6 protein-coding genes are annotated in these 6833 nt (G+C 63.2%); 2 read left to right on the top strand and 4 right to left on the bottom strand.

Annotation, left to right across the window (positions count from 1 at the left end):
- The 3 genes from IFO71_RS17790 to prpC form a co-directional block, all read right to left on the bottom strand.
- Window positions 1-1777: cation:proton antiporter (locus IFO71_RS17790; protein ID WP_192031015.1), on the bottom strand; the 1777-nt coding region annotated here is incomplete at its 3' end.
- Window positions 1778-1827: 50 nt separating this feature from the next.
- Window positions 1828-2277: a potassium channel family protein gene (locus tag IFO71_RS22530; protein WP_332309405.1), complete on the bottom strand. Its 450-nt coding sequence runs from the start codon at window positions 2275-2277 to the stop codon at window positions 1828-1830.
- 21 nt (window positions 2278-2298) lie between these two features.
- Window positions 2299-3450 carry a bifunctional 2-methylcitrate synthase/citrate synthase gene (prpC, locus tag IFO71_RS17780; RefSeq protein WP_192031014.1) on the bottom strand — a complete coding sequence of 384 codons (1152 nt, stop codon included), beginning with the start codon at window positions 3448-3450 and terminating at the stop codon, window positions 2299-2301.
- Between the two features lie 160 nt (window positions 3451-3610).
- Here prpC and IFO71_RS17775 point away from each other — a divergent pair, with 160 nt between their 5' ends.
- Together IFO71_RS17775 and IFO71_RS17770 are read left to right on the top strand one after the other, a co-directional pair.
- Window positions 3611-3988 (top strand): BlaI/MecI/CopY family transcriptional regulator, encoded by a 378-nt coding sequence (locus IFO71_RS17775; RefSeq protein WP_192031013.1) that lies wholly within the window; start codon window positions 3611-3613, stop codon window positions 3986-3988.
- Window positions 3985-5436, top strand: coding sequence for a M23/M56 family metallopeptidase (locus tag IFO71_RS17770; RefSeq protein WP_192031012.1), 1452 nt, complete (start codon window positions 3985-3987; stop codon window positions 5434-5436). Before IFO71_RS17775 ends, IFO71_RS17770 begins: the two co-directional genes overlap by 4 nt.
- A gap of 156 nt (window positions 5437-5592) precedes the next feature.
- Here the strand turns inward: IFO71_RS17770 and IFO71_RS17765 are convergent, their stop codons facing one another.
- Window positions 5593-6822 carry a nucleoside recognition domain-containing protein gene (locus IFO71_RS17765; protein WP_192031011.1) on the bottom strand — a complete coding sequence of 410 codons (1230 nt, stop codon included), beginning with the start codon at window positions 6820-6822 and terminating at the stop codon, window positions 5593-5595.
- Window positions 6823-6833 lie beyond the last annotated feature (11 nt).

Here is a 6833-nt window from a genome sequence, read left to right as displayed (position 1 = left end):
CATTGCGTCTGAATTCCGGAAAAACATCCCAAAAGCAGCCAAATCCGGTCTGCGAAGGCCACACGAACGTCCGGTCGGGACGAACGTCGCGATCTTGAGGGGCTCGTGAAATATCCGGGCTAGCGATCTGTCGTGCGGCGAAATCAGCGGCGTCGTGGAAAGGCAGCAAGACCTGGTCGGCACCGGCTTGGCTGAGCCGCTCGGCCTCGCGGGCGTCGTGCGCGGTCACCGCGATTCGTCCGCGATAGCCCAATCGGCGCAGTTGCAGAATCAGGTCGCGCTCCTGCTCCATGTTGCGCAGCGTGCTGACCAACCAGTGCGCACGATCAATTGGCAGATGCGCCAGGAATTCGTCATCGTCGACGTCCCCAAACACCACCGGCACCGGGCCCCGCGCCTGGCGCGCCAGCACCTCGGGATCGAAGTCCACGCCCAGCACGCGAATGTGCTCCGCTTCCAAGCGCTCGGCCATCCGGCAGCCGTAACGCCCCATGCCGAAGATGATCACGTCGGCCTGCCGCGGCGCTTCGTCATAACCCGACTCGCGGAAGGGATGGCGCCGCTCAAAGGGCTCCAGCCAGCGCTCGCAGAAGGCGTACAGACGCTGCGAGTAAAGGATCATGTAGGTACTCAGGGTGATGGTGACGAGGCCCACCAGGGTCACTAGCCCCAACGCTGCGGCATCGACGTGCCCAATCGCCACGCCCATGGCGACGAAGATGATCGAGAACTCACTAATCTGCGCCACGGTCAGCCCGGCCATGAAGCCGGTACGCTTGCGATAGCCCATGTAGCCCATTATCGCCATCACGATGAGCGGGTTGCCGATCAGCACAAACAGGGACAACACCACCGCGGCCGGCAACTCGCCGCCGAGGGAGCTGAGGTCCATCTGCGTGCCCAGGTGAACGAAGAAGAACAAGAGCAGGAAGTCGCGCAGGCTGGACAGCCGTGCATTGATCGCCTCGCGAAAGGGCAGCGAGGCCAGCGAAAAGCCGGCCAGGAAGGCGCCCACCTCCTTGCTGAAGCCCAGCCACTCGCCGCCCGCAGCCAAGGTGGTGCCCCAGGCAACGGCGAAGATCAACAACAGTTCCTGCGAGGAAGCCATCCAGTGCAGCAGGCGCGGCAGCGCGTAGCGCATCAGCAGGCCGATGCCCACCACTACCAGTGCCAGCTTGAACGTCACTTCCAGCAGCTGCTCGGCCCAGCCGACGTCGCTGGCGCCGACGCCTGCTCCCTGACTGCCGATCACCATCATCGCGATCACCACCGCGATGTCCTGGACGATCAGGAAGCCCATCGCGATACGCCCGTGCAGGGAGTCGATCTCGCGCTTGTCGGACAGCAGCTTGACGATGATGATCGTGCTGGAGAAGGTCAGCGCCACCGCCACGTACAGCGCGCGCACCCAGTCCATGTCAAGGGCCAGGCCGATCAGAAAGCCGCCGACAATGGTAAAGCCCAACTGCCCGAGACCCGTCGCCAGTGCCACCGGGCCGAGCTTGCGCACCAGGTGGATGTCGAGCTTGAGCCCCACAGCGAACAGCAGAATGGTCACGCCGATCTCGGCTAGCAGTTCCATCGGCTCGTGGGCGCCCACCCAGTCCAGCACCGAGGGTCCGGCGAGAATTCCAATCAGAATATAGGCGACGATCAGCGGCTGACGCAGTCGCAGCGCCACCAGGCCGATCAGCGCGGTCGCCATCAGCAGTACCGTCACCTCCTCGTAAATGGTGATGGCGGGAATCTCGGACGAGTCGACGATCGGGCGGTCCATGCGCCTACGGTGCCAGCGAAGTCGAGTTCGACGCAAGCCGCAAATGGTGCTCACCGCTCGCGCCAGTTACGCTCCATCTCAAGATAGGTGAACGAGGCCGACCAGGTAATCATCAACAGGCCGAGCAGGGCTTCAGTGCCGATCACGAAGCGAATCGGCCCCACCGGCACCAGATCACCAAATCCGAGGGTGGAATAGGTAGTGGCGGAGAGGTAAACCGCTTCCAGCACTGAGTGGTGGGCGCTGCCCTGCAGATAGCCGATGGCGTCGAAATGCAGCAAGCCCCAGATGCCGAAGCCAAACATCCAGATCTCGGCGATATGCAGCAACAAGGCACCGAGTACGGCGTACAACACGCGTGGACGGCGCGGCCCTTCTCGCCTCGACAGACGCCGCGCCAGATAGTTCAGGCCTTCGTAGTGGATCCCGGCAGCGGCCAGCACCAAGACGGCGGTGGCAAGCACCACCGCCGTATGAGCCATCAAGGTGATCGGGTCCACCCCGAACTCCGACAGACCAAGTTAGCGCTTGGCCAGTGGCACAAACGCACGATCTTCCGGCCCGATGTAGTTGGCGCTGGGTCGAATGATCTTGCCATCAACACGCTGTTCCATCACGTGGGCACACCAGCCCGAGGTGCGCGAAATGACAAACAGCGGCGTAAACATCGCGGTCGGCACACCCATCATGTGGTAGCTCGACGCGCTGAACCAGTCGAGATTGGGGAACATCTTCTTCAGGTCCCACATCAGGGATTCGATCCGCTCGCTGACCTCGAACAGGGTCGGGTTGCCGCCCTGCTTGCACAGCTCGCGGGAGATCTCCTTGATGATCGGATTGCGCGGATCGCCGATGGTGTACACCGGATGGCCAAAGCCGATGACGATTTCCTTGCGCTCGACCCGGGCCCGGATATCGGCCTCGGCCTCGTCGGCGCTGCGATAGCGCGAGATGATGTCCATCGCCACTTCATTGGCGCCGCCGTGCTTCGGCCCACGCAATGCACCAATCGCCCCGGTAATGCAGCTGAACATATCCGAACCGGTACCAGCAATCACCCGCGCGGTGAAAGTGCTGGCGTTGAACTCGTGCTCGGCGTACAGAATCAGACTCTTGTCCAGCGCCCTAGCATGCAGTTCCGACGCCGGCTCGCCGTGCAGCAAATGGAGGAAGTGCGCGGCGATGCTGTCATCGTCGGTTTCGACATCGATGCGTCGACCGCTGCGAGTGAAATGCCACCAATACAACAGCATCGAACCGAAACTGGCCATCAATCGATCAGTGATGTCGCGCGCCTCACTCATCGGATGTCCGTCACGCTCCGGCAGCACGGTGCCCAGCACCGAGCAGCCCGTGCGCATCACATCCATCGGATGGGCATTGGCCGGAACCAGTTCCAAGGCTTCCTGGACGATGGCTGGCAGGCCGCGCAGACGCTTCAATTTGGTCTTGTAAGCCTTGAGCTGATCGGCATTGGGCAGCTCACCATGCACCAGCAAGTGAGCGACCTCTTCGAAGCAGGCGCCTTCAGCCAGATCCTTGATGTCGTAGCCGCGATAGGCCAAATCATTGCCGGTGCGTCCCACGGTACACAGGGCAGTATTGCCGGCAGCGGTGCCGGACAGGGCGACCGACTTCTTCGGCTTTGGCAAGGTGCTCGCGGTTTCACTCATGGCTCGAATTCCTCTTTCGGCAAAGTCCTCCATGATACCGCCAGGCATCGGCCGGCATCGACTATGAGCAGGACAGGCGCAGCGCAGCCACCAGGACACTTGCAATGCATGCGACATGTGTCGCATCATCGCGACATCACACTTCGCAGCGACTCACCCGATGCAACGCCCTTCGAATGCCGAGCTCGAACTACTCAAGTGTCTGTGGCGAAAGGGCCCGGCCAGCGCCCGCGAACTGCATCAAGCCGCCGCCGGCGTGCTCGACTGGTCGTACTCATCCACCCGCAAGACCTTGGATCGGATGGGCGAGAAAGGCCTGATCAACGGTCGCAATGAACATGGCATTCAGGTGTATCACCCTGCGGTGAGCAAACTCGGTGTGGTGGCGGCGCTGAGCAATGACTTCGCCCGTCGGGTGCTGGAGATCGACGGCCCCCTGCCGGTACAGGCCTTCGCCGAGAGTCGACTGCTGAATGAGGACGAGCTCGGCGAGCTGGAAGCCCTGTTGCGCGACGGCGATCAGGCCAACGACGCATGAGCGCTGGGCCGCTGGCGCTGCAACTTGGCACTTGGCTGTTGGCTTCGCTGCTGCTGTGGCTGGCGGCCGTCGCCCTGCACCGGCGGTGGCGCTGGCCGGCTGATCGACCGGGCTATTGGTGGGCCGTGCTGGCCCTGCTATTAGCGCCGAGTTTCGTCGCGACGCTGCTGCCTGCCGACTGGCGCCCGACACCGCAGCTACTTGTTGTGGGAGATCCTGGCACGCACCTGGCTGACGATAGCCTCTCAGCGGTGACTCGCAGCCGGGTAGATGCATGGACCCATAGCAGCATTGCGTCAAGTGCAACCAGTGCGGGCGTGTGGCTGTATTTTCTGCTGCTCGCCACTCTGATCGCCCGGCGCTGGCAGCAGCGCAATCGGTTGCGCGAGCTGCTAGCTAAGTGCACGGCACTGCCGATGGCCGCCTTGCCAGGCCAACGCTCGCAACGACTGGCGCAGGCGCTGAAGCGGCGCGGCATTGCACTGCGCTGTACGGCTGAGACCTGCTCGCCATTTTCCCTGCCAAGAGACGCAGGACTGATCGTACTGCCCTCGAAGCTGTTGGCCCGACTGAATGATCGACAGTGTTGGTTGCTGTTGCGCCATGAAGCTGCCCATCTGCGCTGTCACGACGGCCTTAAATTCGCCCTGCTTGGCTGGCTATGCACCGTGGCCTGGTTCAATCCAGTGCTCTGGTGGCTCAGCCATCGCATCCGACTGGCCAGCGAGCTGCGCTGCGACCGGCTGGCGCTGGGGGCGAGAAAAAACATGCGAAGAGCCTACGCAGAGGCTTATCTGGAGACTCTCCGCATGTCGGCGGCAAGGGCACTGCCATGCCCTGCCGCCGCCTTCTCACCACATGACTTAGGACACCACAAGATGAGAATTAGCCACATTCTTTCCTCTCCCGGCAGCGCCCGCAAGTCGCGCCGCGTCGTAGCCCTGACCCTGGCACTAACCGGCGCCGTGATGCTGACGGCAGTCCACGCCTCGAGTCGGGCCGAACCCGCCGCCTCGGCCGATAGTTCGTCGCCGACAACGTCGCTGCAAGGCCCGATTATCGAAGGCAAGATCAGCTCGGTGTTCGGGGTGCAGCGGCCCAAGCTCAGCAAGACACCGCACCGGGGCGTGGATCTGGTCGCGCCGCGCGGCACACCGGTGCGCGCCGCGGCGGCCGGCACGGTGCGCACCGCCGAGCTGCCTTACCAGCAAGCCCCGCGCTACGGAAATGTAGTGATCATCGAACACGCCGACGGTTGGCAAACCCTGTATGCCCATCTCGACCGCATCGAGGTCAGCGCGGGTGAGCGAATCGCCGCCGGCCAGAGCATTGGCAGCCTGGGCGCCAGTGGTCAGGCCACCGGGCCGCATGTGCATGTCGAAGTGTTTCATCATGGCCAGCGCGTCGATCCGCAAAGCGCGATCGCGCAATTGGTCGCGCCTCACTAGATCGAGGCTAACTCGATAGTTCAGTCTCGCCCGGGCCTTCGCTAGCCCGCATTTCTCACGCCCGTTCGTAGCGAGGCCGCCACGACGAGCGTATCTGCGGCCGCAGTAGAAGGGGTATGAGAAATGCGGACAAGAAGGCCCGGGAATACTGCCGCCTCAGCCAAACAGGGCGTAGCAGACGGCAATCGCTGCCAACACGCCACCCAGTTCCGCCAACAAGGCGCAACCCACCGCATGCCGAGCGCGGCGTATGCCGACTGCGCCGAAGTACACCGCCAGCACATAAAAGGTGGTTTCGGTACTGCCCTGCACGGTGGCGGCGATCAAGGCGGGAAAGCTGTCGACCCCATGGGTCTGCATGGTTTCGATCAGCATCGCCCGCGCTGCACTGCCAGAGAACGGTTTGACCATGGCAGTAGGCAAGGCATCGACGAAACGGGTATCCGTGCCCAACCACTCGAACAGGCCGCGCAGACCGTCAAGGGCAAGATCGAGCGCACCCGAGGCACGCAACACGCCAATCGCGCATAGCATGGCTACCAGGTAGGGCAGTAGATCCTTGGCCACCTCAAAGCCCTGCTTGGCGCCATCGACAAAGGCCTCGTAGACCGGCACCTGGCGCAGCGCACCGGCCAGCAAGAAGGCGACAACAATGCCGAACAGGGTGAGATTGCCGAGCAGCGACGACAGCCCGGCGACCGCGGCCGAACTCATCGACAGCAGCAGCGCCATAAAGCCGCCCAACAGCAGGGCCACACCGAGCAACCAGACCAACACTGCTGGCTTCCACAGCGGCAGGCGTTGCATCCAGGCCACGCTGAGCAGACCGACCAGGGTGGAGGCCGAGGTCGCCAGCAGGATCGGCAGGAACACCAAGGTCGGATCAGCCGCGCCCTGCTGCAGGCGATACATGAAGATGCTCACCGGCAACAGGGTGAGCGAACTGGCATTCAGTACCAGGAACAGAATCTGCGCATTGCTGGCGGAATCGCTGGATGGATTGAGCGCCTGCAGCTCGCGCATCGCCTTCAGGCCGATCGGCGTTGCGGCGTTATCCAGGCCCAGCCCATTGGCGGCGAAGTTAAGTGTTATGAGCCCCAGGGCCGGATGCCCCTTGGGCACTTCGGGCATCAAGTGCGCGAACAGCGGCGAGAGCAGCCTGGCCAGCCATTCCACCACGCCGGCGCGCTCGGCGATCCTGAGCAACCCCAGCCACAGCGTAAGGGTGCCAAACAGCAGCACCATCACTTCCACCGACAGCCTGGCCATGTCGAACAGGGCCGCGACCATGGCGGCGAAGACTTCCGCCTCGCCGCCAATCAACCAGCGCGCCAGCCCCGCCACTGCGGCGGTGAGAAAGAAGCCGAACCAGAGCCAGTTCAGCATCAGCCCGGCTT

The sequence above is a fragment of the Pseudomarimonas arenosa genome (genome assembly GCF_014841215.1).
In the GTDB taxonomy this organism is placed as follows: Bacteria; Pseudomonadota; Gammaproteobacteria; order Xanthomonadales; family Xanthomonadaceae; genus Pseudomarimonas; species Pseudomarimonas arenosa.
Note: the sequence above shows the minus strand (reverse complement) of the source record. Positions and strands in the feature narration are given on the sequence as shown.